The organism is Burkholderia vietnamiensis LMG 10929 (assembly GCF_000959445.1).
GTDB lineage: Bacteria > Pseudomonadota > Gammaproteobacteria > Burkholderiales > Burkholderiaceae > Burkholderia > Burkholderia vietnamiensis.
On the sequence record NZ_CP009631.1, the window covers coordinates 160047 to 186858 of the forward strand.

Annotated in this window: 23 protein-coding genes, 1 other RNA gene and 1 pseudogene; 13 read left to right on the forward strand and 12 right to left on the reverse strand. The window is 68.1% G+C overall.

The window, feature by feature from the left end:
• Positions 1–122: 122 nt before the first annotated feature.
• The 8 genes from AK36_RS10685 to AK36_RS10720 all read left to right on the forward strand — a co-directional run bounded on the left by AK36_RS10685 (position 123) and on the right by AK36_RS10720 (position 8134).
• Positions 123–1310: a UbiH/UbiF/VisC/COQ6 family ubiquinone biosynthesis hydroxylase gene (locus AK36_RS10685; RefSeq protein ID WP_045578529.1), complete on the forward strand. Its 1188-nt coding sequence runs from the start codon at positions 123–125 to the stop codon at positions 1308–1310.
• A 251-nt stretch (positions 1311–1561) separates the two neighbouring features.
• Positions 1562–2629, forward strand: coding sequence for a tRNA dihydrouridine synthase DusB (gene dusB, locus AK36_RS10690; RefSeq protein WP_011883294.1), 1068 nt, complete (start codon positions 1562–1564; stop codon positions 2627–2629).
• Positions 2626–2859, forward strand: coding sequence for a Fis family transcriptional regulator (locus AK36_RS10695; protein WP_006476892.1), 234 nt, complete (start codon positions 2626–2628; stop codon positions 2857–2859). The genes dusB and AK36_RS10695 overlap by 4 nt, the downstream gene beginning before the upstream one ends.
• A gap of 44 nt (positions 2860–2903) precedes the next feature.
• Positions 2904–4469, forward strand: a complete 1566-nt coding sequence (gene purH / locus AK36_RS10700; RefSeq protein WP_011883293.1) for a bifunctional phosphoribosylaminoimidazolecarboxamide formyltransferase/IMP cyclohydrolase — start codon at positions 2904–2906, stop codon at positions 4467–4469.
• A 151-nt stretch (positions 4470–4620) separates the two neighbouring features.
• Positions 4621–5163, forward strand: coding sequence for a crossover junction endodeoxyribonuclease RuvC (gene ruvC / locus AK36_RS10705; RefSeq protein ID WP_011883292.1), 543 nt, complete (start codon positions 4621–4623; stop codon positions 5161–5163).
• A gap of 217 nt (positions 5164–5380) precedes the next feature.
• Complete coding sequence (gene ruvA, locus AK36_RS10710; RefSeq protein WP_011883291.1) at positions 5381–5962, forward strand: Holliday junction branch migration protein RuvA; 582 nt, start codon at positions 5381–5383, stop codon at positions 5960–5962.
• Between the two features lie 121 nt (positions 5963–6083).
• Positions 6084–7151, forward strand: coding sequence for a Holliday junction branch migration DNA helicase RuvB (gene ruvB / locus AK36_RS10715; protein WP_011883290.1), 1068 nt, complete (start codon positions 6084–6086; stop codon positions 7149–7151).
• 29 nt (positions 7152–7180) lie between these two features.
• Positions 7181–8134, forward strand: coding sequence for an oxygenase MpaB family protein (locus tag AK36_RS10720; protein ID WP_045578530.1), 954 nt, complete (start codon positions 7181–7183; stop codon positions 8132–8134).
• Between the two features lie 102 nt (positions 8135–8236).
• On the opposite strand, the gene AK36_RS10725 is transcribed toward AK36_RS10720, so the two are convergent.
• From AK36_RS10725 to tyrS, 3 genes are read right to left on the reverse strand one after another with little or no spacing between them, the layout of a single operon-like run.
• Positions 8237–8899 carry a histidine phosphatase family protein gene (locus AK36_RS10725; RefSeq protein ID WP_011883288.1) on the reverse strand — a complete coding sequence of 221 codons (663 nt, stop codon included), beginning with the start codon at positions 8897–8899 and terminating at the stop codon, positions 8237–8239.
• A 23-nt stretch (positions 8900–8922) separates the two neighbouring features.
• Positions 8923–9381: a D-aminoacyl-tRNA deacylase gene (gene dtd / locus AK36_RS10730; RefSeq protein ID WP_011883287.1), complete on the reverse strand. Its 459-nt coding sequence runs from the start codon at positions 9379–9381 to the stop codon at positions 8923–8925.
• The gene (gene tyrS / locus AK36_RS10735) at positions 9378–10619 is read right to left on the reverse strand and encodes a tyrosine--tRNA ligase (RefSeq protein ID WP_011883286.1); all 1242 of its coding nucleotides are present in this window, start codon (positions 10617–10619) and stop codon (positions 9378–9380) included. The genes dtd and tyrS overlap by 4 nt, the downstream gene beginning before the upstream one ends.
• Positions 10620–10800: 181 nt before the next feature.
• Here tyrS and AK36_RS10740 point away from each other — a divergent pair.
• Positions 10801–11910 (forward strand): annotated as a pseudogene (locus AK36_RS10740) (anhydro-N-acetylmuramic acid kinase); the annotation flags it as partial.
• Between the two features lie 90 nt (positions 11911–12000).
• On the opposite strand, the gene erpA reads toward AK36_RS10740, so the two are convergent.
• The 3 genes from erpA to rplM all read right to left on the reverse strand — a co-directional run bounded on the left by erpA (position 12001) and on the right by rplM (position 13412).
• The gene (gene erpA, locus AK36_RS10745; protein WP_011883284.1) at positions 12001–12372 is read right to left on the reverse strand and encodes an iron-sulfur cluster insertion protein ErpA; all 372 of its coding nucleotides are present in this window, start codon (positions 12370–12372) and stop codon (positions 12001–12003) included.
• A gap of 207 nt (positions 12373–12579) precedes the next feature.
• Positions 12580–12972, reverse strand: coding sequence for a 30S ribosomal protein S9 (gene rpsI / locus AK36_RS10750; RefSeq protein WP_011883283.1), 393 nt, complete (start codon positions 12970–12972; stop codon positions 12580–12582).
• An 11-nt stretch (positions 12973–12983) separates the two neighbouring features.
• Complete coding sequence (gene rplM, locus AK36_RS10755) at positions 12984–13412, reverse strand: 50S ribosomal protein L13 (protein WP_009687896.1); 429 nt, start codon at positions 13410–13412, stop codon at positions 12984–12986.
• A 311-nt stretch (positions 13413–13723) separates the two neighbouring features.
• Between rplM and AK36_RS10760 the strand changes: the two genes are divergently transcribed.
• Positions 13724–14065: a DUF1090 family protein gene (locus AK36_RS10760; RefSeq protein WP_045578531.1), complete on the forward strand. Its 342-nt coding sequence runs from the start codon at positions 13724–13726 to the stop codon at positions 14063–14065.
• 570 nt (positions 14066–14635) lie between these two features.
• Positions 14636–15100: an OsmC family protein gene (locus tag AK36_RS10765; RefSeq protein ID WP_072465471.1), complete on the forward strand. Its 465-nt coding sequence runs from the start codon at positions 14636–14638 to the stop codon at positions 15098–15100.
• Positions 15101–15168: 68 nt separating this feature from the next.
• Here the strand turns inward: AK36_RS10765 and rnpB are convergent.
• From rnpB to pyrC, 3 genes are all read right to left on the reverse strand, one after another.
• Positions 15169–15580, reverse strand: an RNA gene (gene rnpB, locus AK36_RS30335) — RNase P RNA component class A.
• A 12-nt stretch (positions 15581–15592) separates the two neighbouring features.
• The gene (locus AK36_RS10770; protein WP_014722450.1) at positions 15593–16474 is read right to left on the reverse strand and encodes a DUF3025 domain-containing protein; all 882 of its coding nucleotides are present in this window, start codon (positions 16472–16474) and stop codon (positions 15593–15595) included.
• The gene (gene pyrC, locus AK36_RS10775) at positions 16471–17535 is read right to left on the reverse strand and encodes a dihydroorotase (protein WP_034194154.1); all 1065 of its coding nucleotides are present in this window, start codon (positions 17533–17535) and stop codon (positions 16471–16473) included. The genes AK36_RS10770 and pyrC overlap by 4 nt, the downstream gene beginning before the upstream one ends.
• Positions 17536–17744: 209 nt before the next feature.
• On the opposite strand from pyrC, the gene AK36_RS10780 reads away from it, so the two are divergent.
• Together AK36_RS10780 and AK36_RS10785 are read left to right on the forward strand one after the other, a co-directional pair.
• Positions 17745–18656 (forward strand): class II glutamine amidotransferase, encoded by a 912-nt coding sequence (locus tag AK36_RS10780; protein ID WP_045578532.1) that lies wholly within the window; start codon positions 17745–17747, stop codon positions 18654–18656.
• Between the two features lie 627 nt (positions 18657–19283).
• Entirely contained in the window at positions 19284–24521 is a 5238-nt protein-coding gene (locus tag AK36_RS10785; RefSeq protein WP_045578533.1) for an autotransporter outer membrane beta-barrel domain-containing protein, read from the forward strand.
• 116 nt (positions 24522–24637) lie between these two features.
• On the opposite strand, the gene AK36_RS10790 is transcribed toward AK36_RS10785, so the two are convergent.
• The 3 genes from AK36_RS10790 to AK36_RS10800 are packed head-to-tail and all read right to left on the reverse strand — an operon-like array spanning position 24638 to position 26777.
• The gene (locus AK36_RS10790) at positions 24638–25363 is read right to left on the reverse strand and encodes an amino acid ABC transporter ATP-binding protein (RefSeq protein WP_011883277.1); all 726 of its coding nucleotides are present in this window, start codon (positions 25361–25363) and stop codon (positions 24638–24640) included.
• Positions 25360–26037 carry a glutamate/aspartate ABC transporter permease GltK gene (gltK, locus tag AK36_RS10795; RefSeq protein WP_011883276.1) on the reverse strand — a complete coding sequence of 226 codons (678 nt, stop codon included), beginning with the start codon at positions 26035–26037 and terminating at the stop codon, positions 25360–25362. Before gltK ends, AK36_RS10790 begins: the two co-directional genes overlap by 4 nt.
• Positions 26037–26777: an amino acid ABC transporter permease gene (locus tag AK36_RS10800; RefSeq protein WP_045578534.1), complete on the reverse strand. Its 741-nt coding sequence runs from the start codon at positions 26775–26777 to the stop codon at positions 26037–26039. The genes gltK and AK36_RS10800 overlap by 1 nt, the downstream gene beginning before the upstream one ends.
• Between the last annotated feature and the right edge of the window lie 35 nt (positions 26778–26812).

The window sequence follows — 26812 nt, forward strand, 5'->3', positions numbered from 1 at the left end:
CGTTGTTGCTTCACGGTCGCGCTGCGGTTGATTCACCGTCGCGCCGCAGTCGCTTCGCCGTTGCCTCGCCGGTGATCTGCCATTGATACGCCGTTCCCAGTTACCCCGTTTCACGAACACCGATGACGACCGCTTCCTCCCCGGCCACGCCGGAATATGACCTTGCCATCGTCGGCGCGGGCCCGGTCGGGCTTGCGCTGGCCGGCTGGCTCGCCCGACGCAGCGCCACGCAGCACGCGTCGATCGCACTGATCGACGCGCGCGAGCCCGCTGCGAGCGCGAACGATCCGCGCGCGATCGCCGTGTCGCACGGCAGCCGCGTGCTGCTCGACACGCTCGGCTGGCCGGCCGATGCGACGCCGATCGAACACATCCACGTATCGCAGCGCGGTCATTTCGGCCGCACGCTGATCGACCGCGACGAGCACGACGTCGCCGCGCTCGGTTACGTGGTGCGCTACGGTTCGATCGTGCAGACGCTCGCGCGTGCCGTGCACGGCACGCGCGTCGACTGGCTCACGTCGACCACCGCACGCGCGCCGCAGCAGGACGCCGACGGCGTCACGCTGACGCTCGACGGCCCGCACGGCGAGCGCACGCTGCGCGCCCGGATCATCATCAACGCCGAAGGCGGCTTGTTCCACGAGCGGCAGGCCGATGCCGACAAGCATCGGCGCGACTACGGGCAGACCGCGATCGTCGGCACGGTCACCGTGTCCTCGCCGCGCCCGAACGTCGCGTGGGAGCGCTTCACGCACGAAGGGCCGCTCGCGCTGCTGCCGCTCGGCGGCCCGCGCCAGGCCGACTATGCGCTCGTCTGGTGCTGCGCGCCCGACGAGGCGGCGCGCCGCGTCGCGCTGCCCGACGATGCGTTCCTGCACGAGCTCGGCAGCGCGTTCGGCGAGCGCATGGGCCGCTTCGTCGCGATCGCCGCGCGCGCATCGTTCCCGCTCGGGCTGGCCGCGGCGCAAACGCTCGTCAACGGCCGCGTCGCGATCGTCGGCAATGCCGCGCAGACGCTGCACCCGGTGGCCGGCCAGGGCTTGAACCTCGGCCTGCGCGATGCACACACGCTCGTCGACGCGGTGTCGGCGCAGGGCTTCGAACCGACGGCTCTCGCCGCCTTCAACGCGCGGCGCGCACTCGACCGGCGCTTCACGATCGGCGCGACCGACACGCTCGCGCGCCTGTTCACCGTCGATGCCGGGCCGCTGCCGCTGCTGCGCGGCGCGGCGCTCACCGCGCTCGAATTCGTGCCGCCGCTGAAGAAGGCGATCGCGCGCCAGATGATGTTCGGCCAGCGCAGCTGAGCGGGCGGCGGGTTCGGCGCATTCGGCGCATTCGGCGCATTCGGTGCATTCGGTGCATTCGGCGCATTCGGTGCATTCGGTGCGTTCGGCGCGTTCGGCGCGTTCGGTGCGTTCGGCTCGTTCGACATGATCGGTCGAACCCGGTCAAACCGGGTCAAATCGGCGGGGCATGGGAATACGGTAAAATGCGCGTTTTCCCTCCGCCCTTTTTGGCCCGCGACGTCCCGGCGCTCGCGGGAGGTGCCATTGCGATGCCCGTTATCGGCTCTCACGTTCTGCGCAACAACCTGTTCGTCGCCCCGATGGCCGGCGTCACCGATCGTCCGTTCCGCCAGCTGTGCAAGCGGCTCGGCGCCGGCTACGCGGTGTCCGAAATGGTCGCGTCGAATGCGCAGCTGTGGAAGAGCGCGAAGACGATGCGGCGCGCCAACCACGAGGGCGAAGTCGAGCCGATCGCAGTGCAGATCGCCGGCGCCGATCCGGCAATGATGGCCGAAGCGGCCCGCTACAACGTCGACAACGGCGCGCAGATCATCGACATCAACATGGGCTGCCCGGCGAAGAAGGTCTGCAACGTCGCGGCCGGCTCGGCGCTGCTGCAGAACGAGCCGCTCGTGCAGCGCATCGTCGAGGCCGTCGTCGCGGCGGTCGGCACGGGGCCGGATGCGGTGCCCGTCACGCTGAAGATCCGCACCGGCTGGGATCGCGAACACAAGAACGCGGTCACCGTCGCCCGCCTCGCCGAAGCCGCGGGCATCTCGATGCTGACCGTGCACGGCCGCACGCGCGCCGACCTGTACCACGGCGACGCCGAGTATGAAACCATCGCGGCCGTGAAGGCGGCCGTCGGCATTCCGGTCGTCGCGAACGGCGACATCGCGTCGCCGGCAAAAGCGAAGGCCGTGCTCGACGCCACCGGCGCCGACGCGCTGATGATCGGTCGCGCCGCGCAAGGCCGTCCGTGGTTGTTCCGCGAAATCGATCATTTCCTGCAAACCGGCGAGCTGCTGCCGCCGCCGCGCATCGACGAGATCCGGCAGGTGATGAACGAGCACCTGGAAGATCACTACGCGTTCTATGGCGAATTCACCGGAGTCCGTACTGCGCGCAAGCACATCGGCTGGTACACTCGCGGCCTTTCCGGTGCCAACGGGTTCCGGCACAGGATGAACACGCTCGATTCCACCCGCGAGCAGCTCGCCGCCGTCAACGCATTCTTCGACGCGCAAGAGGCGCTGTCGGACCGCCTCGTGTACGTCGACGACGAACCCGAAAACGGCCAGCGCGAGTCGGACGACCATAACCAGTTAGCAGCATGAGCAAGCACAACATCGAACAATGTGTCCGCGAGAGCCTGGACGTGTATTTCCGGGATCTAGACGGCTCCAATCCGCACGACGTCTATGAAATGGTGATGTCCTGCGTCGAAAAGCCGATGCTCGAGGTCGTGCTCGTACAGGCCGGCGGCAACCAGTCGCTCGCCGCGGAGTATCTCGGCATCAATCGCAACACGCTGCGCAAGAAGCTGCAGCAGCACGGCCTGCTGTAGCCGGCCGTCCCGTCCCCGTTTCCCTGGCTATTGGTGGTTCCATCATGATCAAGCAAGCGCTCATTTCCGTTTCCGACAAGACCGGCATCGTCGACTTCGCGAAGTCGCTGTCCGACCTCGGCGTCAAGCTGCTGTCGACCGGCGGCACCGCGAAACTCCTCGCCGACGCCGGCCTGCCCGTGACCGAAGTGGCCGATTACACGGGCTTCCCGGAAATGCTCGATGGGCGCGTGAAGACGCTGCACCCGAAGGTGCACGGCGGCATCCTGGCGCGCCGCGATCTGCCCGAGCACATGCAGGCGCTCGAACAGCACGACATCCCGACGATCGACCTGCTGGTCGTGAACCTGTATCCGTTCGTCGCGACGATTGCGAAGGACGACTGCACGCTCGCCGACGCGATCGAGAACATCGACATCGGCGGCCCGACGATGCTGCGCTCGGCCGCGAAGAACCACCGCGACGTGACCGTCGTCGTCGATCCGGCCGACTACGCGGTCGTGCTCGATGAAATGAAGGCGAACGGCAACGCGATCGGCTACGCGACCAACTTCCGCCTCGCGACGAAGGTGTTCGCGCACACCGCGCAATACGACGGCGCGATTACGAACTACCTGACGAGCCTGACCGACGAGCTGCAGCACGCCTCGCGCAGCACGTATCCGGCCACGCTGAACCTCGCGTTCGACAAGGTGCAGGACCTGCGCTACGGCGAGAACCCGCACCAGAGCGCCGCGTTCTACCGCGATCTGGCCGCACCGGCCGGCGCGCTCGCGAACTACCGCCAGTTGCAGGGCAAGGAACTGTCGTACAACAACATCGCCGATTCCGACGCGGCGTGGGAATGCGTGAAGACGTTCGACGCACCGGCGTGCGTGATCATCAAGCATGCGAACCCGTGCGGCGTCGCGGTCGGCAACGACCCGGCCGACGCATACGCGAAGGCGTTCCAGACCGACCCGACGTCGGCGTTCGGCGGCATCATCGCGTTCAACCGCGAAGTCGACGAGGCAGCCGCGCAAGCCGTCGCGAAGCAGTTCGTCGAAGTGCTGATCGCGCCGTCGTTCTCGGCCGCCGCGCAGCAGGTATTCGCCGCGAAGCAGAACGTGCGCCTGCTCGAGATCGCACTCGGCGACGGCCACAACGCATTCGACCTGAAGCGCGTGGGCGGCGGCCTGCTCGTGCAGTCGCTCGATTCGCGGAACGTGCAGCCGAGCGAGCTGCGCGTCGTCACGAAGCGCCAGCCGAGCGCGAAGGAAATGGACGACCTGCTGTTCGCATGGCGCGTCGCGAAGTACGTGAAGTCGAACGCGATCGTGTTCTGCGGCAACGGCATGACGCTGGGCGTCGGTGCAGGCCAGATGAGCCGCGTCGACTCCGCGCGCATCGCGAGCATCAAGGCGCAGAACGCGGGCCTCACGCTGGCCGGCTCGGCCGTCGCGTCGGATGCGTTCTTCCCGTTCCGCGACGGTCTCGACGTGGTCGTGGCCGCGGGCGCGACCTGCGTGATCCAGCCGGGCGGCTCGATGCGCGACGACGAAGTGATCGCGGCGGCCGACGAACACGGCATCGCGATGGTGCTGACGGGCGTGCGTCACTTCCGTCACTGATCGCTCGCGGCCCGTGCGGCCGCGGCTCGAGAACCCGGCGGCAGCCTGCTCGCCGGGTTTTTTATTGCGCGGCGCCGATGCACGCTGTCGTGCGGCCGGCACCGCGCACCGTTCGTTGTAGTATCGCTGCATCCCGTCTTTCTCCTCACTCATGCGAATTCTCGGCATCGACCCCGGCCTGCGCGTCACCGGCTTCGGCGTGATCGACGTCAGCGGCCATCGGCTCGCGTATGTCGCGAGCGGCGTGATCCGCACGCCGACCGCCGACCTCGCCACGCGGCTCGGCACGATCTTCCAGGGCGTGTCGACGCTCGTGCGCGAACACGCGCCCGACCAGGCCGCGATCGAACAGGTGTTCGTCAACGTCAACCCGCAGTCGACGCTGCTGCTCGGGCAGGCGCGCGGCGCCGCCATCTGCGGGCTCGTCGCGGGCGGGTTGCCGGTTGCCGAGTACACCGCGTTGCAACTGAAGCAGGCCGTCGTCGGCTACGGCCGCGCGACCAAATCGCAGATGCAGGAGATGGTCACGCGGCTCCTCAATCTGTCGGGCCAGCCGGGCAGCGACGCGGCCGACGCGCTCGGGATGGCGATCTGCCATGCACACAGCGGCAATACGCTCGGCACGATCAGCGGCCTCGCGCCCGCGCTCGCGCGCAAGGGGCTGCGTGTGCGACGCGGGCGGCTCGTCGGCTGACGTGGGCGGCCTCGTCGGTCCGGCGCCTGACACGGCGGATCGTCTCGCACGAAACGTGTGCGTAGTCGCGATGCGCCGTTTCGCCGTGTCGCCGGTTCGCCATTTGGCCGGCCTTGCGCAACTCGCGCGCCTTGCGCAAGCCCCCCCGCCACCCTCCCATCGGCATCGCGCCGCAGCTGCGCTACACTCGCGCTTTCTTCCTCGCATCCCGCCATCCATGATCGGTCGCATCGCCGGCATCCTGCTCGAAAAGAACCCGCCTCACCTGCTCGTCGACTGCAACGGCGTCGGCTATGAAATCGACGTGCCGATGAGCACCTTCTACAACCTGCCGCAAACGGGCGAGCGCGTCGTGCTGCTCACGCAGCAGATCGTGCGCGAGGACGCCCACCTCCTGTACGGCTTCCTGACGCCGCAGGAGCGCACGACCTTCCGCGAGCTGCTGAAGATCACCGGCATCGGCGCGCGCATGGCGCTCGCGGTGCTGTCCGGCATGAGCGTGCAGGAGCTCGCGCAAGCCGTGACGATGCAGGACGCCGCCCGTCTCACGCGCCTGCCGGGAATCGGCAAGAAGACCGCCGAACGCCTGCTGCTCGAACTGAAGGGCAAGCTCGGCGCGGACCTCGGTGCGCTCGCCGGCGCCGCGTCGCCGTCCGACCACGCGGCCGACATCCTGAACGCGCTCGTCGCGCTCGGCTATTCCGAAAAGGAAGGCCTCGCGGCGATCAAGAACGTGCCGGCCGGCACCGGCGTGTCCGACGGCATCAAGCTCGCGCTCAAGGCGCTGTCGAAGGCGTAACGGCCGGGCTGTCGGGCTGTCGGGCCGGGCTGTCGGAGCCAGTGTTGCGCCGCCGGGCGGCGCGCGCCAGTCGGCCGTTCGGCCGATTCGGGCGCGCGACGGCGCGCGGTACAATGCCCGCATGATTGAAACCGACAAACTCGCCGCCGAGCGGATCATCGCCGCCACGCCCGCCTCGTCGCACGAGGAGGTGTTCGAACGCGCGCTGCGGCCGCGCCAGCTCGACGATTACGTCGGCCAGGAGAAGGTGCGCGGTCAGCTCGAGATCTTCATCGAGGCCGCGAAACGCCGCTCCGAGCCGCTCGACCACGTGCTGCTGTTCGGCCCGCCGGGCCTCGGCAAGACCACGCTCGCGCACATCATCGCGCGCGAAATGGGCGTGAATCTGCGCCAGACGTCGGGCCCGGTGCTCGAGCGCGCCGGCGACCTCGCCGCGCTGCTGACCAATCTCGAAGCGAACGACGTGCTGTTCATCGACGAGATCCACCGGTTGTCGCCGGTCGTCGAGGAAATCCTGTATCCGGCGCTCGAGGATTACCAGATCGACATCATGATCGGCGAAGGTCCGGCCGCGCGCAGCGTGAAGCTCGATCTGCAGCCGTTCACGCTGGTGGGCGCAACGACGCGCGCGGGGATGCTCACCAATCCGCTGCGCGATCGCTTCGGGATCGTCGCGCGGCTGGAGTTCTACGACGCCGAGCAGCTGTCGCGCATCGTGCGGCGCTCGGCGGCACTGCTGAACGCGCAGATCGACCCGAACGGCGCGCTGGAAATCGCGAAGCGCTCGCGCGGCACGCCGCGGATCGCGAACCGGTTGCTGCGCCGCGTGCGCGACTACGCGGAAGTGAAGGCCGACGGACAGATCACCGCGGCCGTCGCCGATGCCGCGCTCGCGATGCTCGACGTCGATCCGGTCGGCTTCGACCTGATGGACCGCAAGCTGCTCGAAGCCATCCTGCACAAGTTCGACGGCGGCCCGGTCGGCATCGACAACCTCGCGGCCGCGATCGGCGAGGAGCGCGACACGATCGAGGACGTGCTCGAACCGTACCTGATCCAGCAAGGCTTCCTGCAGCGCACGCCGCGCGGGCGCGTCGCGACGCTGCTCACCTACCGCCATTTCGGGCTGTCCGCGCCGGCGGCCGGCAGTGCGGAAGGCAGCATGTGGAACACGCCCGACGGCGCGTAGCCCGCCGCGTCGCTCCCGGCCAACCAGCCATGACCACGCCGCCCCGTCGTCATCCCGCCGCGCCGAGCGCGGGCCCGCGCTGGATCGAGCCGCTGCGCAAGCGGCTCGCGGCCGGCGTCACGCACCTGACGACCGGCAGCGGCGGCCCGTCGATCGACTATTCATCACCGCCCGGCGACCCCGGGCTGTTCGGGCCGGACGCGGTCTGCTGGCGCGTACATGCGGATTTCGCGTCGATGATGACCGGCGGCGTCTCGGCGCTGCTGTTGCAGGCGCTTCATCCGCTCGCGCTGGCGGGCGTCTGGGATCATTCGTCGTTTCGCACCGACATCCTCGGCCGCCTGCGCCGCACGGCGACGTTCATATCGGGCACCACGTTCGGCAATCGCGCGGACGCGCTCGCGCTGATCGAGCGCGTGAAGGCCATTCACACGCGCGTATCGGGCACCGCGCCCGACGGCCGCCCGTACCGCGCCGACGATCCGGCGTTGCTCACGTGGGTGCATGTCGCGGAAGTATCGAGCTTCCTGGCCGCGCATCTGCGCTATGTGAATCCGGCGCTGAGCGGCGAATGTCAGGATCGCTATTACGCGGAAACCGCGCAGATCGCCGAGCGCCTCGGCGCGCAGGCCGTGCCGCGCTCGCGCGCGGAGGTCGCCGCCTATCTCGCGCGCATGCAGCCGGAGCTCGAAGCCGGCCCGCGCACGTTCGAAGTGATCCGCATCCTGCTGAACGCGCCGCTCGCGAAGCCTGCGCTGCGGCCGGCCGCCACGCTGGTGATGCACGCCGGGATCGACCTGTTGCCGCCGTGGGCGCAGCAGATGCTCGGCCTCGCGCGGTTCGCGCCGCTGCGGCGGGCGGTGGTCCGGCCCGGTGTGCGCGCAGTCGCGCCGGTGCTGCGCTGGGCGCTCGTGAACGGCGTATCGAAACGCGCACGGCGCCGCGCCAGCGCAGCGCCGTCGGGCGGCGAGCCGCCTGCATGACGGTGAGTCGGTAAGTCGCTCAGTAGGTCAGAGTCACCAACGCGCGGCCGGATGCCGGCAACGCACTGACGCCCGCCAACCCGTCACGCCGATGCGACCGCCTCAGAGCACCTTGCGATAGCCGTCGTCGTCGCTCGCGGCGTCGAGGTGCGACACGTCGGCCCACTGCACGACCTGCGCGCGGCCGTCAGCGTAATCGACGACGTTGATGCTCGTGTTGAGCAATTGATAGTTGCGCGGCGCCGCGAGATCGAGACCGTTGGCGAAGCGGTACACGCAGTCGAGCACGCCGCCGTGCGCGACGCACGCGATGCGGCCGCCCGGATGAGCGACGACGATCGGTTCGAGCGCATGCAGCACGCGATGATAGAACGCGCGCTGCGACTCGCCGCCATCGGGCGCGAAGCCCGGGTCGCGGGTCTGCCATGCGGCGTATGCATCGGGAAACAGCGTCTCGATCTCGGTGCTGTCATGGCCCTGGAACGCGCCGTATGCGCGCTCGCGCAGCCCTTCGCGCAACTGGAGCGGCAAGCCGAGCGCGTCGGCAAAGGGCTGCGCGGTCTGTTGCGCCCGCATCAGGTCGCTCGAATAAACGGCGTCGAGGCGCTGCCCCTCGCGCGCTTCGCGCGCAAGCCGCACGGCGAGCCGCTGCGCCTGAGCGAGCCCCGAGTCGGCCAGCGGAATGTCGATGTGGCCCTGGATGCGCTTGATGCGGTTCCAGGCCGTCTCGCCGTGACGGATGAACAGGATCTGCGTGGTCGCCATCGCGGCGCGCCTCCGGGAAAGAATCAGGGCCGCACTTGCAGCCAGAACGTCACGGGGCCGTCGTTGACGAGCGATACCTGCATGTCGGCGCCGAACTCGCCGGTCTCGACGATCGGGTGACGCTCGCGCGCGGCCGCGACGAAGTAATCGAACAGGCGCTTGCCTTCTTCGGGCGGCGCGGCCGGCGTGAAGCTCGGCCGCAGCCCGCTGTTGGTGTCGGCCGCCAGCGTGAACTGCGACACGAGCAGCAGGCCGCCCGCGCGGCCCGCGCCGTCGATGTTCGACACCGGCAGGTTCATCTTGCCGGCCGCGTCGCTGAACACGCGATAGCCGAGCAGCTTCGCGAGCAGCTTGTCCGCCGCGGCCTCGGTGTCACCGCGCTCCGCGCAGACCAGCGCGAGCAGGCCCGCGCCGATCTCGCCGGTCGTACGCTCGCCGACTTGCACGTCGGCGCGCTTCACGCGCTGGATCAGCGCGATCATGCGGTCAGCGTGACGCGCGCGAAGCGGCGCTTGCCGACCTGCACGACGAACTCGCCGGCGTCGACCTTCAGGCCCTTGTCGGACACGGTCGCGCCGTCGATCTTCACGCCGCCCTGCTCGATGTTGCGCAGCGCTTCGCTCGTCGACGGCACGAGGCCCGCCTGCTTCAGCAACTGGCCGATCGCGAGCGGCGCGCCTGCGAGCGTGACCGACGGGATATCGTCCGGCACGCCGCCCTTCGCGCGGTGATTGAAGTCCTCGAGCGCGCGCTCGGCGTCGGCCTGCGAGTGAAAGCGCGCGACGATTTCCTGCGCGAGCAGCACCTTGAAGTCGCGCGGGTTGCGGCCGCCTTCGGCTTCGCGGCGGAAGCCGGCGATCTCGTCGAGGCTGCGGAACGACAGCAGTTCGAAGTAACGCCACATCAACGTGTCCGAGATGCTCATCAGCTTGCCGAACATGTCGGTCGGCTTCTCGCTGATGCCGACGTAGTTGCCCTTCGACTTCGACATCTTCTCGACGCCGTCGAGCCCTTCGAGCAGCGGCATCGTCAGAATGCACTGCTGTTCCTGGCCGTACTGCTTCTGCAGTTCGCGGCCGACCAGCAGGTTGAACTTCTGGTCGGTGCCGCCGAGCTCGAGGTCGGCGTTCAGCGCGACCGAGTCGTAACCCTGCATCAGCGGGTACAGGAATTCGTGGATCGAAATCGGGATGCCGCTCTGGAAGCGCTTCGTGAAGTCCTCGCGTTCGAGGATCCGCGCGACCGTGTAGCGCGACGCGAGCTTGATCATCCCGTCGGCGCCGAGCGGCATCGACCACTCGCTGTTGTAGCGGATCTCGGTCTTGTCGCGGTCGAGCACCAGCGCGGCCTGGTCGAAGTAAGTCTTCGCGTTCGACTCGATCTGCTCGCGCGTGAGCGGCGGGCGCGTCGCGTTGCGGCCGGACGGATCGCCGATCAGCGACGTGAAATCGCCGATCAGGAAGATCACCGTGTGCCCGAGGTCCTGCAGCTGGCGCATCTTGTTCAGCACGACCGTATGGCCGATGTGGATGTCGGGCGCGGTCGGGTCGAGCCCGAGCTTGATGCGCAGCGGCTTGCCGGTGGCCGCGCTGCGCGCGAGCTTCTGCGCGAACTCTTCCTCGATCAGCAGTTCGTCGACACCGCGCTTCGTAACGGCGAGCGCGTGGCGGACTTCGTCGGTGATCGGGAAAACGGGCTTGGAACTGGGTTCGGTGCTCATCGGTGCCAGGAAGAATGTCGCAAAGACAGGGATTTTCCCATAACTTGCGCGCGCATCGCTTAACGACGCGTCAGGTTGCGCGGATAATCAGGTGCGAGGCGCGCGGCACCGGCCCGCGCCGCTCGATCCAGGAGAACCCAACGTGCCGCAACGACACCCGCAACCCGCCCATCCGGCCGACGGCGTCTACTTCGGACTCATGTCGGGAACCAGCATGGACGGCGTCGACGGCGTCGCGGTCCGGTTCGAAACGGGCCGCGCGCCGGTCGTGCTCGCCGAAGCGTTCGTCGGCTTCGCGCAATCGCTGCGCGACGCGCTGTTCGCGCTACAGCAGCCGGGCGACGACGAGATCGACCGCGAGTCGGTCGCCGCGAATGCGCTCGTCGCGCGCTATGCGGTGTGCTGCCACGAGCTGCAGCGTACGGCCGGCCTGTCGCGCGACGACGTGCGCGCGATCGGCGTGCACGGCCAGACGGTCCGGCACCGTCCCGAACGCGGCTACACGCGTCAGCTGAACAATCCGGCGCTGCTCGCCGAGCTCACGCATGTCGACGTGATCGCCGACTTCCGCATGCGCGACGTCGCGGCCGGCGGCCACGGCGCGCCGCTGGCGCCGGCGTTTCATGCGACGGTGTTCGGCGCGCCGGGCGACACGCGCGTCGTCTGCAACCTCGGCGGCATCAGCAACATCACGATCCTGCCGGCTGAAGGCAGCGACGTGCGCGGCTTCGACTGCGGGCCGGCGAACGCGTTGATCGACGCATGGGCGACGCGCCAACTCGGCAAGCCGTACGACGACGGCGGCAAGTTCGCCGCGCGCGGCACCGTGCATGCGGCGTTGCTCGACGCGCTGCTGGACGAACCCTATTTCACCGCGCCGCCGCCGAAAAGCACCGGGCGCGACCTGTTCAGCGCGGCGTGGCTCGACGCGAAGCTGGCCGGCTTTGCGCAGGTTGCGCCGGAGGACGTGCAGGCGACGCTGACCGCGCTCACCGCGGTGTCGGTCGCTCGCGAGATCGCGCGGCACGCAGCCGGCTGCAAGGCCGTGTTCGTCTGCGGCGGCGGCGCCCGCAATCCCGTGCTACTCGACGCGCTGCGTCGCGCGCTGCAGGAAGCCGGCGTATTAGCCACGGTAGACACGACGGCCGCGCTCGGCGTGCCGCCGCAACAGGTCGAGGCGCTCGCGTTCGCATGGCTCGCGTACCGCTTCACCGCGCGCCTGCCCGGCAATCTCGCGAGCGTGACGGGCGCGGCCGGCGAGCGCGTGCTCGGCGCGCTGTATCCGCGCTGATCCGATGACGAGCACGGCGCGCGGACATGAAAAACGGGGCATCAAGCCCCGTTTCTTATTCCGGCGAACCGGACAGGATCCGAGTCGCGCTCAGACCGAGAACGACGAGCCGCAACCGCAGGTGGTCGTGGCGTTCGGGTTCTTGATCACGAACTGCGCGCCGTTGAGGTCGTCCTTGTAGTCGATCTCGGCGCCGACCAGATACTGGTAGCTCATCGAGTCGATCAGGAGCTGGACGCCGTTCTTGTCCATCACGGTGTCGTCCTCGTTGACTTCCTCGTCGAACGTGAAGCCATACTGGAAGCCCGAGCAGCCGCCGCCTTGCACGAACACGCGCAGCTTCAGGTCGGGATTGCCCTCTTCGTCGATCAGTTGCTTGACCTTGTCGGCCGCGGCGTCGGTGAAGACGAACGGGACCGGCATTTCGGCCGTCGTTGCTGCGGATTCGTTAACAGCGTTCATGCGAACTCTCCAAAAAGCTTTAGCCGCTATTGTAGGGCGGATCAGAAGATCGTGCCGATGTCCATGAAATCAATAGGTTCTTGTTGATTTCGGTAAAGCGAACGCCATGGGCACCCGCGTCGAGCGGGCATAAAAAAACCGCCAGCGTGAAAGCTGGCGGTTTTTTCGGCGGACACCGCCCGAAAGCGGCGTGGCCATGAAGCAGAATTAACGCTTCGAGAACTGCTTTGCGCGGCGTGCCTTGCGCAGACCGACCTTCTTACGCTCGACTTCACGCGCATCGCGCGTGACGAAGCCTGCGTTCGACAGCGACGGCTTGAGCGTCGCATCGTAGTCGATCAGTGCACGGGTGATGCCGTGACGCACTGCGCCTGCCTGACCCGTTTCACCGCCGCCGTTGACGTTGACCTTGATGTCGAACGTCTGGCCGTGGTTCGTGAGTTCCAGCGGTTGACGCACGATCATCAGCGACGTTTCGCGCGAGAAGTAGTCAGCGATGGGCTTGCCGTTGACGATGATGTCGCCCTTGCCAGCCTTGATGAAGACACGTGCGACTGCGCTCTTGCGGCGGCCCGTACCGTAGTTCCAGTTACCGATCATGTGGGCTCCCCTTAGATCTCGAGCGCCTTCGGCTGTTGAGCCGAGTGCGGATGCGTCGCTTCTGCGTAGACCTTCAGCTTCTTGATCATCGCGTAGCCGAGCGGGCCCTTCGGCAGCATGCCCTTGACCGCCTTCTCGAGCGCACGGCCCGGGAAGCGTTCCTGCATCTTGCCGAACGTCGTTTCATAGATGCCGCCCGGGTAGCCCGAGTGACGGTAGTACTTCTTGTCCAGCGTCTTGTTGCCCGTGACCTTCAACTTGCTCGCGTTGATGATGATGATGAAATCACCAGTGTCGACGTGCGGGGTGAACTCAGGCTTGTGCTTGCCGCGCAGACGGCGTGCCACTTCGCTGGCAACACGGCCGAGAACCTTATCCGTCGCGTCAATCACGTACCATTCGCGCGTCACCTCATGGGCTTTTGCGGAAAACGTCTTCATGATCGATCCAAAAAAAATGCTTTGCCCGATGTGTTCTTCCTGCTTGTCTGAGTGCGCTTCGAGGCGCGGTGCAGGCTCTCCCTGTTCTTTTTCCGTGGGCATGAATGCGGAAAAGCCCTGAATTATAAAGGAAATACCACAGGGCGGTCAAAGAGAATCCGTGGCCCGCGCCGGCGGCGCCCGAAATCGGCGAAAATTCCGGCGTGCCGTGCCGCACCGGGCGATCCGAGCGCCCGGCGGCGCACCCGTCGCGCGTTGCACATGACCTTGCCGCGCGCGACCGGCCGACCACGAAAAAACAACAAGCAAGCATGATGAAACAAGGACTTATGCCCATTTTCGCGGCCGCCCTGCTGGCGGCCGCCGTCCCCGCGAGCGCCGCCCAGCAGGCCTGCGAGGCCAAGCTCGCCGCACTCGACGCGCGCATCGCCGACGCGCGCGAATCCCATACCGAGGAACGCGTCGCCCGCCTGCGCGCGGTGCGCGAGCGCGTACGCCATTTCTGCGCACACGAACAGGGCGACGTTTCGGCCAGCGACGCCCAGGCAACGCCGACGCAGCCGACGCAGCCGACGCAGCCGACGCAGCCGACGCAGCCGACCAGCACGCCGGCACGGCCGGCGCCGCGGCCGGCGGCGAGGCAGCCCGTCTGATCGGTGTCGAACCGCTGTCGAGCGGGGGCCATAGCGGCCCTGAGCCGGTGTCGAACACCTGTCGAGATAGAACCAATGTCGGCGCGCTCGCCCGCTGCCGAAGCGCCGCCCAACCGCCGCAAAAGCGCCGCGGATTCGCCGCTCTCAAAGCGCTTTCAGACCGCGCAACCGGCGCGCCGATGTTTGCATTGGACGAAAAAAAGCCCGAACGTTTGGTTCGGGCTTAATCCACCTTTGGAGGAGGGTGGAGGAGACATTCGGAGGTTGCCGCAGCGCGACAACCAATGGAGCTCATTATACGAATGCCCCTCCGACTTCACAAGAAAATCTGCATTACGAAATCAAAAACCATAATGCGGAATCCCCGACGCACACTGGGCCTCATGGATTTCCCCTTTCAAATCAGTTGCATAGCTGAAAACGCCGCGCCAATCGTCCCGCCCCACCTAGAGTAAAACCCCTAAAGCCAGCAGGGAAATACCAGCCAAATGGCCGACGCGACGCCGCCGAGGCCGGCTCGCCGTTTCGCGTCGTGCAGTGCATCAGCCGACCGTTGCGCAGCGGGCTACAATGCCGGATCGAATCCGAATCAGGCAACGCTGGAGCGCAAGCATGGAATGCAAAGTAAGCTGGATGGGTCAGGACGGGATGGCGTTTTCGGCCCAGACCGGAAGCGGGCACCTCGTCGCGATGGACGGCGCGCCGGAAGGCGGCGGACATAACCTCGCTCCGCGCCCGATGGAAATGGTGCTGGTCGGCACCGGCGGCTGCACTGCGTACGACGTCGTGCTGATCCTGAAGAAGAGCCGCCAGGAAGTCACCGGCTGCTCGGTCACGCTGAAGGCCGAGCGCGCAAGCGAGGACCCGAAGGTGTTCACGAAGGTCCACTTCCACTTCACCGTCACGGGCCGCAACCTGAACCCGGCCACGGTCGAGCGCGCGATCAACCTCTCGCACGACAAATACTGCTCCGCGTCGATCATGATCGCGAAGACGGCCGAGCTCACGCATTCGTTCGACATCGTCGCCGACTAAGCGCGCTGCGCCGACGATACAAAAAGGGCCGGCGCTCCCGATGGAGCGCCGGCCCTTGTGCATTCGAACGGCAAAGCAGGCCGATAAGCCGGATTCTGTGCACGCCGCACGCCGAAGCGCGCCGCGCGTGGCAGCCATTCCTCTAGGCGCGCCATTGCTGACGCGCTCAAGCTTCCTACCCGCAGACGAGACGGGGGCCCCATCCTGCATCCGAAAATGCGCGCCTGCCTACTTGGAATTGCTCCGGGTGGAGGTTACCGTGCCGGCGAACGTCGCCGTCGCCGCGGTGCGCTCTTACCGCACCGTTTCACCCTTACCTGATCCCGGCTTGCGCCGGGCCATCGGCGGTTTGCTTTCTGTTGCCCTGTTCCGCGTGTCGCCACGGATGGCCGTTAGCCATCACCCTGCCCTGTGGAGTCCGGACTTTCCTCGCCCCCGCCTGCCCGAAGGCGGCGAGGCCGCGACTGCCTGGCCTGCTTTGCGACGCGCATTCTAGCACTGCGCGCCGCCGCCCGCAGCGCGCGCGGCGTCCGTCCGTCGACCGCTGCGGAACACGGCCGGGTCGTCGTAGAACGCCGGCGCGGCGTTCGCGTCGCACCAGCCCGGCACGCCGAGCACCGGCAGCGGCGCGAAATCGCGGCTCGTCAGCGCGCGCGTCGCGAGTTCGTCGGCGATCCGTGCGTCGAGATGCGCGGCGCGGCGCGCGTCGGGCCACGAGAAGTAGTCGTCGCTGACTTCGACGATCCACGCGTGCGCGGTACACGACTTGTACGGCGCCACCAGCTTCTCGAGTAGCGCATGGCCGACGAGGCGCGCCTCGCAGCGCGTACCCCACGCGGCGCGCGAGCTCACCAGCAGACGTTGCCAGTCGAAGCCGCGCAGTGCGTCGGCGAGCGCGCGCTCGGCCGTCACGAACAGCGCCGCATTCTCGTCGAACAGCGTGAGCGCATCGCGCAGCGACCCACGCACCGGCCCGACGCCGCCCGCGGCGTCGATCGCCGCGGCCTGCCGTGCGTTCAGCGCGGCCTTGGTGCGTGGATAGGCGAGCCACACGAGCGCATTGAAGAAGTCGTGAAGATTGTGGCGGGTCGGCACGCGCCCCGTGTCGGCGATGTGGGTTTCGTATGCGACGCCGGGCGGCAGTTCGGCCTGCGGCACGAAGCGCAGCGGCCTGCCGCGCCCGCTCGTGCGTGCACCGGCCGCGTCGCCCAATGCATCGAGCAAGGCGGCTTCGCCCGCGAGCGCGGCCACCTGCAGCAAACGGCCCGGCTCGTCGTACTGCGCGAGCCACGGCGCGGACCAGTCGATCCGCGCGAATTGCGCCGCCCCGCCGTCGGCCGCGTGAGCGGCGGCGCACGGCGGCGCGACGCTCACGCGAACTTCCAGCCGATCGTCTCGCCAGCGCGCAGCGGCACGACCGGCGTATCGCCCGCGAACACCTCGGTCGGCAGCTCCCAGGTCTCGCGGCGCAGTGTGACCGTGTCGGTGCTGTGCGCCAGGCCGTAGAAATCGGCGCCGAAGCGGCTCGCGAAATTCTCCAGCTTGTCGAGCGCGCCGGCCTGGTCGAACGCTTCCGCATACAGCTCGAGCGCGTGCAGCGCCGTGTAGCAGCCGGCGCAGCCGCAGGCGGTTTCCTTCGCGCCGCGCGCATGCGGCGCGCTGTCGGTGCCGAGGAAGAAGCGCGGGTTGCCGGAGGTCGCCGCTTCGACGAGCGCGACGCGGTGCGTCTCGCGCTTGAGCACCGGCAGGCAGTAGTAATGCGGGCGAATGCCGCCGACGAACAGCGCGTTGCGGCTGTACAGCAGATGCTGCGGCGTGATCGTCGCGCCGAGCAGGCCCGGCGCCGCATCGGCGTCGCGCACGTAGTCGGCCGCATCCTTCGTCGTGATGTGCTCGAACACGACCTTCAGCGCGGGGAAATCGCGGCGCAGCGGCGTCATCACGCGGTCGATGAACACCTTCTCGCGATCGAACATGTCGATCGACGGGTCCGTCACCTCGCCGTGCACGAGCAGCGGCATGCCGGTTTCCTGCATCGCCTCGAGCGTCTTCGCGCACTTCGCGAGGTCGCTCACGCCGTGATCCGAGTTCGTCGTCGCGCCGGCCGGATACAGCTTCACGCCGTGCACGAAGCCGCTGTCGCGCGCGCGACGAACTTCGTCGGGCGCCGTGTTGTCGGTCAGGTACAGCGTCATCAGCGGCTCGAACGCGCTGCCGGCCGGCAGCGCGGCCAGGATCCGGTCGCGATAGGCCTGCGCGTGCGCGGTCGTCGTGACGGGCGGCTTCAGGTTCGGCATCACGATCGCGCGCGCGAACTGGCGTGCGGTGTGCGGCAGCACCGCGGCCAGCATGTCGCCGTCGCGCAGGTGCAGATGCAGGTCGTCGGGACGGGCGAGCGTGAGCGTCGCCGGGGAGGAAGCGTTCGAGGCAGTCATAGGAGGCGTCGTGAGGAACGGGCTGGCCATCGAGGATCGGCGGGGCCGGAGCACGCGTGCACGGGCCGACTGACGGCAAACCGCAACACGGGGCCTTGGGCCGGCGGAATCCGCTTTTTACCGCTCGAGGCTCGGTGATATGCTAGGAGCCATATTGTACCGGGGTTCACCCGGTTGGTTACCCTGCTTCCGCCCCCGCCCCAAGTAAAATGTGCCAACTCCTAGGAATGAACTGCGCCGCGCCGACGGACGTCACATTCTCCTTCACTGGTTTCGCGGCCCGGGGCGGCCTCACCGATCACCACGCCGACGGCTGGGGCATCGCGTTCTTCGAGGACAAGGCCTGCCGTCTGTTCATCGATCAGCAGGCCTCGGCCACGTCGCCGCTCGCCGAAATGGTGAAGCGCTATCCGATCAAGTCGAAGAACACGATCGCGCATATCCGCAAGGCCACGCAAGGCCATATCCTGCTCGAGAACAGCCACCCCTTCATGCGCGAGCTGTGGGGGCGTCACTGGATCTTCGCGCATAACGGCGATCTGCAGGACTACGAACCCGATCTCGACGGCAGCGTCTACCACCCGGTCGGCACGACCGACAGCGAGAAGGCGTTCTGCGTGCTGATGCAAGGGCTGCGCGAGGCATTCCCCGGCGCACAGCCGCCGCTGCCGGAGCTGTTCGAGCGCGTCAGTGAGTTGACGCGCGACATCACCGATCACGGCGTATTCAACTTCCTGATGTCGAACGGCCAGGCGCTGTTCGCGCACTGCTCGACGCGACTGCACTACATCGTGCGGCGCTGGCCGTTCTCCACCGCGCATCTGGTCGACGAAGACCTGTCGATCGACTTCGCGAAATACACGACGCCCGAAGATCGCGTCGCGGTGATCGCCACGCAGCCGCTGACCGACAACGAAGTCTGGACGTCGTTCGAGCCCGGCGAGCTGATCATGTTCCAGTGCGGCGACGTCGCCGCGCGGACGCGGATTCCGGTGCCGGAGCGCGTGCTCGAGAAGCTGCGCAACCCGGCGCTCGACGCGTCGGCCTCGGCGCCGTGCGGCGGCACGCGTCGCGAGGCGCTGGCCGCCGCGGACGACGCCGACGACGCGATCGATTTCTGAGCCGCACGCGCCGCCCTTCCTTCACCGTCGCAGCATGACGAAGCGACCGCGGAACGACCGCGGAACGACCGGCCGCGCGACGAGCCATTGCCGAACAGCGCGCCGCTCGTTCGCCGGCAATCGGTTTTCGTTTCAATCAAACCACAATGACGCGCGCCAACCCGCGGCGACGCAACATTAACTTTATTTAATCAACATTCACGCGAAAATAATATATACGTGATAAAACGAAACGCCTTTTAAATCCCCGCCCACCTTCCGGAAGCCATATTCTATCGCAGCGCCGTTTTGGAACAGTGCGCCAGCCCACCGTCGAGCGACGGGATTACCCCGCCTCGCACGATATCGCTCAAGCCTTTACCAGAAAGGCTTTCGGTTCGATTCATCACATAATTCAAAAATACCGGACCGAGTCGACATTATCACAACGGCACTCATTTTTTTGATAATCCTTCGCGATTCAGATCAGTAGACTCCGCTCATCCTCGGTATATCGAAAAGCGATTCACGTGACGACGGCAATGCGGCCAATGGCGCGCACGCCGGCTCGAACCATTTTCGGCCGCGGAATGCGCTTTCACCGCGCCGCGGTGGATATCACTTCAAAAAAAGCAAAGAGGGGTTGTCGTGAATCACTCATTTCGATCGATATGGAGCGAAGCCGCCGGCTGCTGGGTCGCGGTTGCAGAGACAGCCCGGGCACGCGGCAAGCGCTCGGGCAGCACATCGGCCACGAGCCGTCGCGCGAGCCGCGACGCGATCCGGCTGGCGCCGCTGCGCGCCGCGATGGCCGGCGCCGCGTTCGCCGCGCTGTCGGCCGGCGCCGCACATGCATCGACCTGCGGCAACGGGTCGGCGGTCGCGAGCGGCGGCAGCTGCACCGTCGGCAGCTTCAGCCCGACCGTGAACGACAACCTGGCCGGGGCGACGACCGTCACGGGCGGCGATACCGTCGCCGCCACCGGCGCATGGACCAGCCAGAACGGCGGCGACGCCGGCTACACGCGCGTCCCGCTCGGCACGACCACGATCGTGACCGGCAATCCCGACCAGCCGCTGGTCTCGCTCGGCGGCAAGACGCAGAGCGTCAGCACGCCCGATTCGATCACCGGCACCCACGCATCGGTCGCGACCTACAACTCGTCCGCGTTCGCCGGATCGACGCTCGGCGCGACCTACGTGCCCCTCTATCACGACGTTGACGGCAACCAGTACCTGAACACGCGGATCGGCACCGTCGAGCGCTCGGGCGGCACACTGAACGTGTCGCTCGGCAACGCGGCGAACGCGCCCGACGCGGCCGGCAACGCGATCACGATCGCGGCGAAGCAGACGGACCTCGCCTTCGCGGACGGCACCGGCACCGCGTCAAGCGTCGTCAACTGGAACTCGCGCAACCAGGTGCTGTTCACGACCGGCGACTACGTCGAGGCCGGCGGCGCGGTGGGCAACCTGCAGCTCGACGTGCCGGCCTACGCGGGCACCTTCACCGCGTTCGACGGCAGCCGCTGGCGCGTCGACGACGCCGCGTCGCTCGCCGCATACAACGACTTTCTCGTACGCTCGGTCCGCAGCGGCGCGCTCGGCTCGCAAGCCGCGTACGACAGCGCGTTCAGCCAGGCCGTCACGTTCTCGCGGCAGACCTTCCAGTACGCGAACGACGTGTCGGCCGGCGACAAGAACACGTTGCCGATCGACCATCTGGCCGCGCTGCACGGCACCGGCGCGAGCGCGACGCTGCATATCGGCCGAGACGGCCAGATCGACTTCCGCGGCACCAGCGCGATCGAATCGAGCTCGGCGGTGCTCGCGGAAAACGGCGCGCAGTTCGTCAACGACGGCAGCCTGTCGGGCGACTTCACGCTCGTGCGGCTGCTCACCGGTGCGAGCGGCGTCAACAACGGCGTGATCTCGTCCGGCTACGCGGCCGGCGAGAACTTCGACACCGCCGGCGCCGCGCCGCCCGAGAACTTCGGCTTCCACGCCTACACCGAGGGCAACGGCGTGTACGCGAACGGCACGGGCACCACGTTCGTGAACAACGGCGTGATGAACGTCGCCGCATGGACGCTCGACGGCAACCGGCCGACCCTGCTCAGCTACGCGATCGCGGCGACCGACGGCGCAACCGCGTCGAACGCCGGCACGCTGAACGTCGGCGTCAACGCAACCACGCTCGACAGCCAGGTGATCGGCGGCCTCGCGGACGGCGGCGCCTTCACCAACGAGGCCGGCGGCACGATCTACGTCGGACGCGCGGCGCAGTACCGGCCGGGCGCGGCGGCGGCCGACGTCGCACTGTCCGCGCACGGCTACGGCATCCTGCTCGGCGCGTCGGGCACGGCCGCGAACCTCGGCTCGATCGTGATCGGCTCGCAGACGCAGAACGGCGCCGCGATGGCGAGCATCGGCTCGTCGTCCGGCACGCTGCGCAACGCCGGCACGATCGTCGTGAACGGTGCGGCGCCCGGCACGCCGCTCGCGAACGTCGGGATGCTCGCGGCCGACACGGCCGCGACCGTGACCAACACGGGCACGATCACGCTGAACGGCGTGAACGGCATCGGCATCATGGTGGTCGGCACCGGCTCGACCGCCACGGCCGCGACGTCGACCGGCACGATCGACGTCGCCGGCGGGCTGGACGCGGCGTCGGACACGCGAAATTACGGCGTCTGGGCCGAAGGCCCGCGCGCGAAGGCCACGCTCGACGGCGCGCTCGACCTGACCGGCAATGGCGCGATCGGCGCCCACGCGCGCGCGGGCGCCGCGATCGACGTCGGCGCGAACGCCGTGCCGCGCTTCACGTCCGGTACGAACCAGATCGGCTTCTACGTGTACGGCGCCGGCTCGACGATCAACGTGGCCGCGCAGCGGCTGAGCGTCGATACCGACGACTCGACGCTGTTCCGCATCGCAGCCGGCGCGGCCTACACGGGCGCGTCGGCCGCCGGCACGCTGACGACCGACGTGAACGGCGAGCGCGCGCGCGGCGTGCTCGCGACCGGCGCCGGCACGACGCTCTCGACCGGCTCCGCGACCTACAACGTGCGCGGCGCGAACGGCATCGCGGTGGCGGTCGAGGGCGGCGCACACGGCACGATCGACGCCGGCGCGACGATCAACCTGAACGCGGCGGGCGCCACGGCGGGCGTGGTCGACGGCCAGGCCCACGACCTGGCCGGCGCGAACGCCGGCGCGCCGGTCGCGACGGTGCTCGGCAACGACGCGGCCGTCATGTCGTCGAGCGCCGGCGTGACCGGGTTCGTTGCGCGCAACCTCGGCACGCTGGAGAACCGCAACGCGGTGCTGCTGACCGGCGCCGGCTCGACCGGCGTCGCGATCGGCGCGCTCGGCACGGTCGACAGCATGTCGACGATCCGCGTGTCGGACGGCACCGGCGCGCTCGTGCAAGGCGCGTCGGCCGTGCTGAACAACGCGGGCACGATCGGCGCCGACGACGGCGTCGCCGGCGTGCATCTGACCGGCGCGGGCGCGTCGGTCGTGCTGTCGGGCGCGGGCACCATCGTCGCGAACGGGAGCGCGCACGGCGTGCTGATCGACTCGAGCGTCGCGAACGGCGCGCTCGCGGCCGGCGCGACGTCGATCGCGGTGGGCGGCGGCGGCGCCGGCATCGACAACCTCGGTACCAACACGACGATCGTGCTGTCGGGCACGCAGATCGGCACGACCGGCAACGGCGCCGACGGCATCTCGTCGACGGGCGCGGGCACGCGCATCGCGACCGATGCGGCGAGCGTCGTGCGCACCGCGGGCGAAAACGCGCGCGGCATCGTCGTGGCCGGCGCCGATGCGACGCTGGCCGCCGACGGCACCACCGTCTCGACCACCGGCGCCGGCGCGCATGGGCTGGTCGTCGGCGGCGGCGCGACCGCGCTGCTGTCGGGCGCGAAGATCGCGGCGGCGGGCGCGGCAGCCGACGGCGTCGTCGCGCAAAACGGCGGCCGGATCGGCGACACCGGCTCGACGCTCACGAGCGCGGCCGGCAACGGCGCGACCGTCGACGGCGGCGGCGTGCTCGCGCTGACCGGCACGACGCTGCACGGCGCGACGGCCGGCTTGCTGAGCGTCGACTCGCGCGCGAGCGGCGCGACGAGTTCGGTGCTGGTCGACGGCGGTAGCGTCGCGTCGGTCGCCGGCCCGGCGTTCGCCGCGCGCGGCGGCGTGGTCGACATCGCGGTACGCAACGGCACCGTCGTGACGGCCGGCAACGGCACGCTGCTCGACCTCGCGAACGGCAGCGTCGCGCGCTTCGACGCTTCGGCCGTGACGCTGGCCGGCGACATCGTGTCGGACGCGTCGAGCACCGGCACCGTGTCGCTGACGAACGGCACGACGCTGACCGGCAAGATCGATCCGGTCGCGCTGAACGTCGACGCGACGAGCGCATGGCGGATCACCGGCAGCTCGGTGCTGAGCAGCCTGAACAACGCGGGCCTGGTCGCATTCGCCGCGCCGTCGGGCGCGCCGACGGCGGCCGGCAGCTACAAGACGCTGACCACCGGCGGCTACGTCGGCAACGGCGGCACGATCGCGCTGAACACCTATCTCGGCGCCGACGCGTCGCCGACCGACCGGCTGATCGTGAACGGCGGCGCCGCGAGCGGCACGACGGCGCTGAAGATCGCGAACACCGCCGGCAGCGGCGCGCAGACGACCGGCGACGGCATTCCGGTGGTGGTCACGGCGAACGGCGGCACGACGGCCGCGTCCGCGTTCCATCTCGCCGGCCCGGTCCAGGCCGGCGCATACGAATACCGGCTCTATCGCGGCGGCCAGCTCGACGCGAACGGCTGGTATCTGCGCTCGCAGCTCGATCCGTCCAACCAGGTCATCGCGGTCGGCCCGCTGACCGCCGGCGGCGGCGCCGGCACGCTCGCGTACCGTCCGGGCGTCGCGGGCTTCGCGATGACGCCGCTCCTGAACGCCGACTACGGCTTCTCGACGCTCGGCAAGCTGCACGAGCGCGTCGGCGACGTGTACAACGTCGACAAGCAGGCGCCCGGCAATCGCGACGGCGTGTGGGGCCGCATCGGCGGACAGAGCTTCGATGCGAACGCGGGCCGCTTCGCGGCCGACGAGCGCACCTTCTTCGCGCAGTTCGGCAAGGACTGGACGCTCGGCCAGGCGCCGGACGGCGGCAGCACGCATGCGGGCGTGACGGCGAGCATCGGCGTGTCGAATGCGAGCTTCAGCGATCCGGCGCGCGTCGATGCGCCCGGCCTGTCGACGTCGACCGGCTCGGTCGAGATGCACGCGCAGAGCGCCGGCGGCTACTGGACGCGCTATCTGGCCGACGGCACCTACTTCGACAGCGTCGGGCAGGTCACGCACTACGGCAACCGCTATCGCGACAGCTACGGCAACGACGCATCGCAGAACGGCTTCGGCATCGCGCTGTCGCAGGAAGCCGGCAAGCCGTTCGGCATCGGCGCCACGCCGATCGCGATCGAACCGCAGGCGCAGCTGATGTATCAGTACCTGAAGCTGAACGGGTTCAACGACAGCGTGTCGGCGGTGTCGGGCACGACGAGCCATGCGCTGCGTGGACGCCTCGGCGTACGGATGTTCCGGCCGAACCTCGGGGCGAGCGCGTTGGGCGCGGCGACGCCGTATTTCACGGCCGACGTGCTGCACGACTTCCTGTCGCCGGGCCAGACCGTCGTCGGCGGCACGCCGTTCGCGACGCATCTGGGCCGCACGTGGTACGAGCTCGGCCTCGGCGTGACCGCGGCCTTCGGCAAGTCGGGCACGCTGTACGCGAACGTCAAATACGCGCGCAACATCGGCGGCGACTACCGGCGCAGCGTCACCGGCCAGGCCGGCTACCGCTACAGCTGGTAACGCAGGACGCGTCGCGTCGCCCGTGCGCCGCTGCCGTTCGGCGGCAGCGGCCGAAAAAAACCGCCCGGCGCTGGGCCGGGCGGTTCGTCGAAGCGGCGTGCGCTACACGGGAGCGTTCAGTGGAGGATTTTCGCGAGGAAGTCCTTCGCGCGATCCGACTTCGGATTCGAGAAGAAATCGTCCTTGCGGTCGTCCTCGACGATCGCGCCCTTGTCCATGAAGATCACGCGATGGGCGACCTTCTTCGCGAAGCCCATTTCGTGCGTGACGACCATCATCGTCATCCCTTCCTGCGCGAGTTCGACCATCACGTCGAGCACCTCGTTGATCATTTCCGGATCGAGCGCGGAGGTCGGCTCGTCGAACAGCATCGCGATCGGGTCCATCGACAGCGCGCGCGCGATCGCGACGCGTTGCTGCTGGCCGCCCGACAGCTGGCCCGGAAACTTGTGCGCGTGCGCCTTCAGCCCGACGCGATCGAGCAGCTTCAAGCCCTTGTCGGTCGCCTCGTCCTTGCTGCGGCCGAGCACCTTGATCTGCGCGAGCGTCAGGTTCTCGGTGATCGATAGGTGCGGGAACAGCTCGAAATGCTGGAACACCATCCCGACCTTCGAGCGCAGCTTCGACAGGTTCGTCTTCTTGTCGCCGACCGACTGGCCGTTCACGAGGATCTCGCCCTGCTGGAACGGCTCCAGGCCGTTGACCGTCTTGATCAGCGTCGACTTGCCCGAGCCCGACGGCCCGCACACCACGACGACCTCGCCCTTGCTGACCTCGGTCGTGCAATCGGTGAGGACCTGAAACTGGCCGTACCACTTCGAAACGTTCTTGATGGAAATCATCTTGTGACCTTTTTCTGGAGACCTTTGACGAGGGCAGAAGCCAACGAGCAAATCACGAAATAGCATGCGCCGGCGAACAGCACCATCTCGACGGTCGTGCCGTCGCGATCGCCGACGTTCGCGGCCGTGCGGAAGAAGTCCGCGAGACTGATCACGTACACGAGCGACGTGTCCTGGAACAGCACGATCGCCTGCGTGAGCAGCAGCGGCACCATCGCGCGAAACGCCTGCGGCAGGATCACGAGGCGCATCGCCTGCGCGTAGTTCATGCCGAGCGCGAACGCGGCGTTCACCTGCCCGCGCGGCACCGCCTGGATGCCGGCGCGAATGATCTCGGAATAATACGCGGCCTCGAACAGCGAGAACGCGACCATCGCCGACGCGAGCCGGATGTCGATCGTCGGCGACAGCCCGAGCACGCCCTGCAGCAGCTGCGGCACGATCAGGAAGAACCACAGCAGCACCATCACGAGCGGGATCGAGCGGAACACCGTCACGTAGCCCTTCGCGAACCACGCGAGCGGCTTCACGCCGGACAGCCGCATCAGCGCCAGCAGCGTGCCCCAGACGATGCCGATCACGATCGCGATCAGCGTGATCTTGAACGTGACGATCGCCCCGGTCCACAGCGTCGGTATCGCGCCGGGAATACTACTCCAGTCGAACTGATGCATCACTTGCCTCCGATGTAGCCGGGCAGCCGCGTGCGGCCTTCGATCCAGCGCATGAACGCCATCACGACGAGGTTGATGACCACGTAGGCGAGCGTCACCGCGATGAACGACTCGTAGGTCTGCGCGGTGTAGTCGACCAGCTGGCGCGCCTGCGCGGACAGGTCGAGCAGGCCGATCGTCGATGCGACCGCCGAGTTCTTGAAGATGTTCAGGAACTCCGACGTGAGCGGCGGCACGATGATCCGGTACGCGACCGGCAGCAACACGTAGCGGTACGTCTGCCATTGCGTGAAGCCCATCGCGAGGCCGGCCGCACGCTGGCCCTTCGGCAGCGCGTTGATGCCCGAGCGCACCTGCTCGCACACGCGTGCGCCGGTGAACAGCCCGAGACAGACGATCGACGCGGTGAAGAACTGCGTGCCGGGCGGCAGCTGCTTGATCCAGGTGCCGATCGACGCGGGCAGCAGCTCCGGCACGACCAGGTACCAGACGAAGAACTGCACGATCAGCGGGATGTTGCGGAAGATCGACACGTAGACGGTGCCGAGCGCGGCGAGCCATTGGTTCGGCACGGTGCGCAGCACGCCGAACAGCGAACCGACGATCAGCGCGATGACCCAGGCGACCAGCGACACTTCGATCGTCACCCAGAAGCCGGACATCAGCCATCCGAAGTAAGTCGTCGGCTCGCCGGTCGAGACGGGGCTCAGGAAGACGCCCCAGTTCCAGTGGTAAGACATGGGCAAGACTCCAGCAAAAAGAAACGGAAGAAGCG

Bases quoted from the DNA above. Each gene is read 5' to 3' on its own strand.
- AK36_RS10685 (WP_045578529.1), top strand. From the start codon at position 123: ATGACGACCGCTTCCTCCCCGGCCACGCCGGAATATGACCTTGCCATC.
- dusB (WP_011883294.1), top strand. From the start codon at position 1,562: ATGCCCGTTATCGGCTCTCACGTTCTGCGCAACAACCTGTTCGTCGCC.
- AK36_RS10695 (WP_006476892.1), top strand. From the start codon at position 2,626: ATGAGCAAGCACAACATCGAACAATGTGTCCGCGAGAGCCTGGACGTG.
- purH (WP_011883293.1), top strand. From the start codon at position 2,904: ATGATCAAGCAAGCGCTCATTTCCGTTTCCGACAAGACCGGCATCGTC.
- ruvC (WP_011883292.1), top strand. From the start codon at position 4,621: ATGCGAATTCTCGGCATCGACCCCGGCCTGCGCGTCACCGGCTTCGGC.
- ruvA (WP_011883291.1), top strand. From the start codon at position 5,381: ATGATCGGTCGCATCGCCGGCATCCTGCTCGAAAAGAACCCGCCTCAC.
- ruvB (WP_011883290.1), top strand. From the start codon at position 6,084: ATGATTGAAACCGACAAACTCGCCGCCGAGCGGATCATCGCCGCCACG.
- AK36_RS10720 (WP_045578530.1), top strand. From the start codon at position 7,181: ATGACCACGCCGCCCCGTCGTCATCCCGCCGCGCCGAGCGCGGGCCCG.
- AK36_RS10725 (WP_011883288.1), bottom strand. From the start codon at position 8,899: ATGGCGACCACGCAGATCCTGTTCATCCGTCACGGCGAGACGGCCTGG.
- dtd (WP_011883287.1), bottom strand. From the start codon at position 9,381: ATGATCGCGCTGATCCAGCGCGTGAAGCGCGCCGACGTGCAAGTCGGC.
- tyrS (WP_011883286.1), bottom strand. From the start codon at position 10,619: ATGAGCACCGAACCCAGTTCCAAGCCCGTTTTCCCGATCACCGACGAA.
- erpA (WP_011883284.1), bottom strand. From the start codon at position 12,372: ATGAACGCTGTTAACGAATCCGCAGCAACGACGGCCGAAATGCCGGTC.
- rpsI (WP_011883283.1), bottom strand. From the start codon at position 12,972: ATGATCGGTAACTGGAACTACGGTACGGGCCGCCGCAAGAGCGCAGTC.
- rplM (WP_009687896.1), bottom strand. From the start codon at position 13,412: ATGAAGACGTTTTCCGCAAAAGCCCATGAGGTGACGCGCGAATGGTAC.
- AK36_RS10760 (WP_045578531.1), top strand. From the start codon at position 13,724: ATGATGAAACAAGGACTTATGCCCATTTTCGCGGCCGCCCTGCTGGCG.
- AK36_RS10765 (WP_072465471.1), top strand. From the start codon at position 14,636: ATGCCGGATCGAATCCGAATCAGGCAACGCTGGAGCGCAAGCATGGAA.
- pyrC (WP_034194154.1), bottom strand. From the start codon at position 17,535: ATGACTGCCTCGAACGCTTCCTCCCCGGCGACGCTCACGCTCGCCCGT.
- AK36_RS10780 (WP_045578532.1), top strand. From the start codon at position 17,745: ATGTGCCAACTCCTAGGAATGAACTGCGCCGCGCCGACGGACGTCACA.
- AK36_RS10790 (WP_011883277.1), bottom strand. From the start codon at position 25,363: ATGATTTCCATCAAGAACGTTTCGAAGTGGTACGGCCAGTTTCAGGTC.
- gltK (WP_011883276.1), bottom strand. From the start codon at position 26,037: ATGCATCAGTTCGACTGGAGTAGTATTCCCGGCGCGATACCGACGCTG.
- AK36_RS10800 (WP_045578534.1), bottom strand. From the start codon at position 26,777: ATGTCTTACCACTGGAACTGGGGCGTCTTCCTGAGCCCCGTCTCGACC.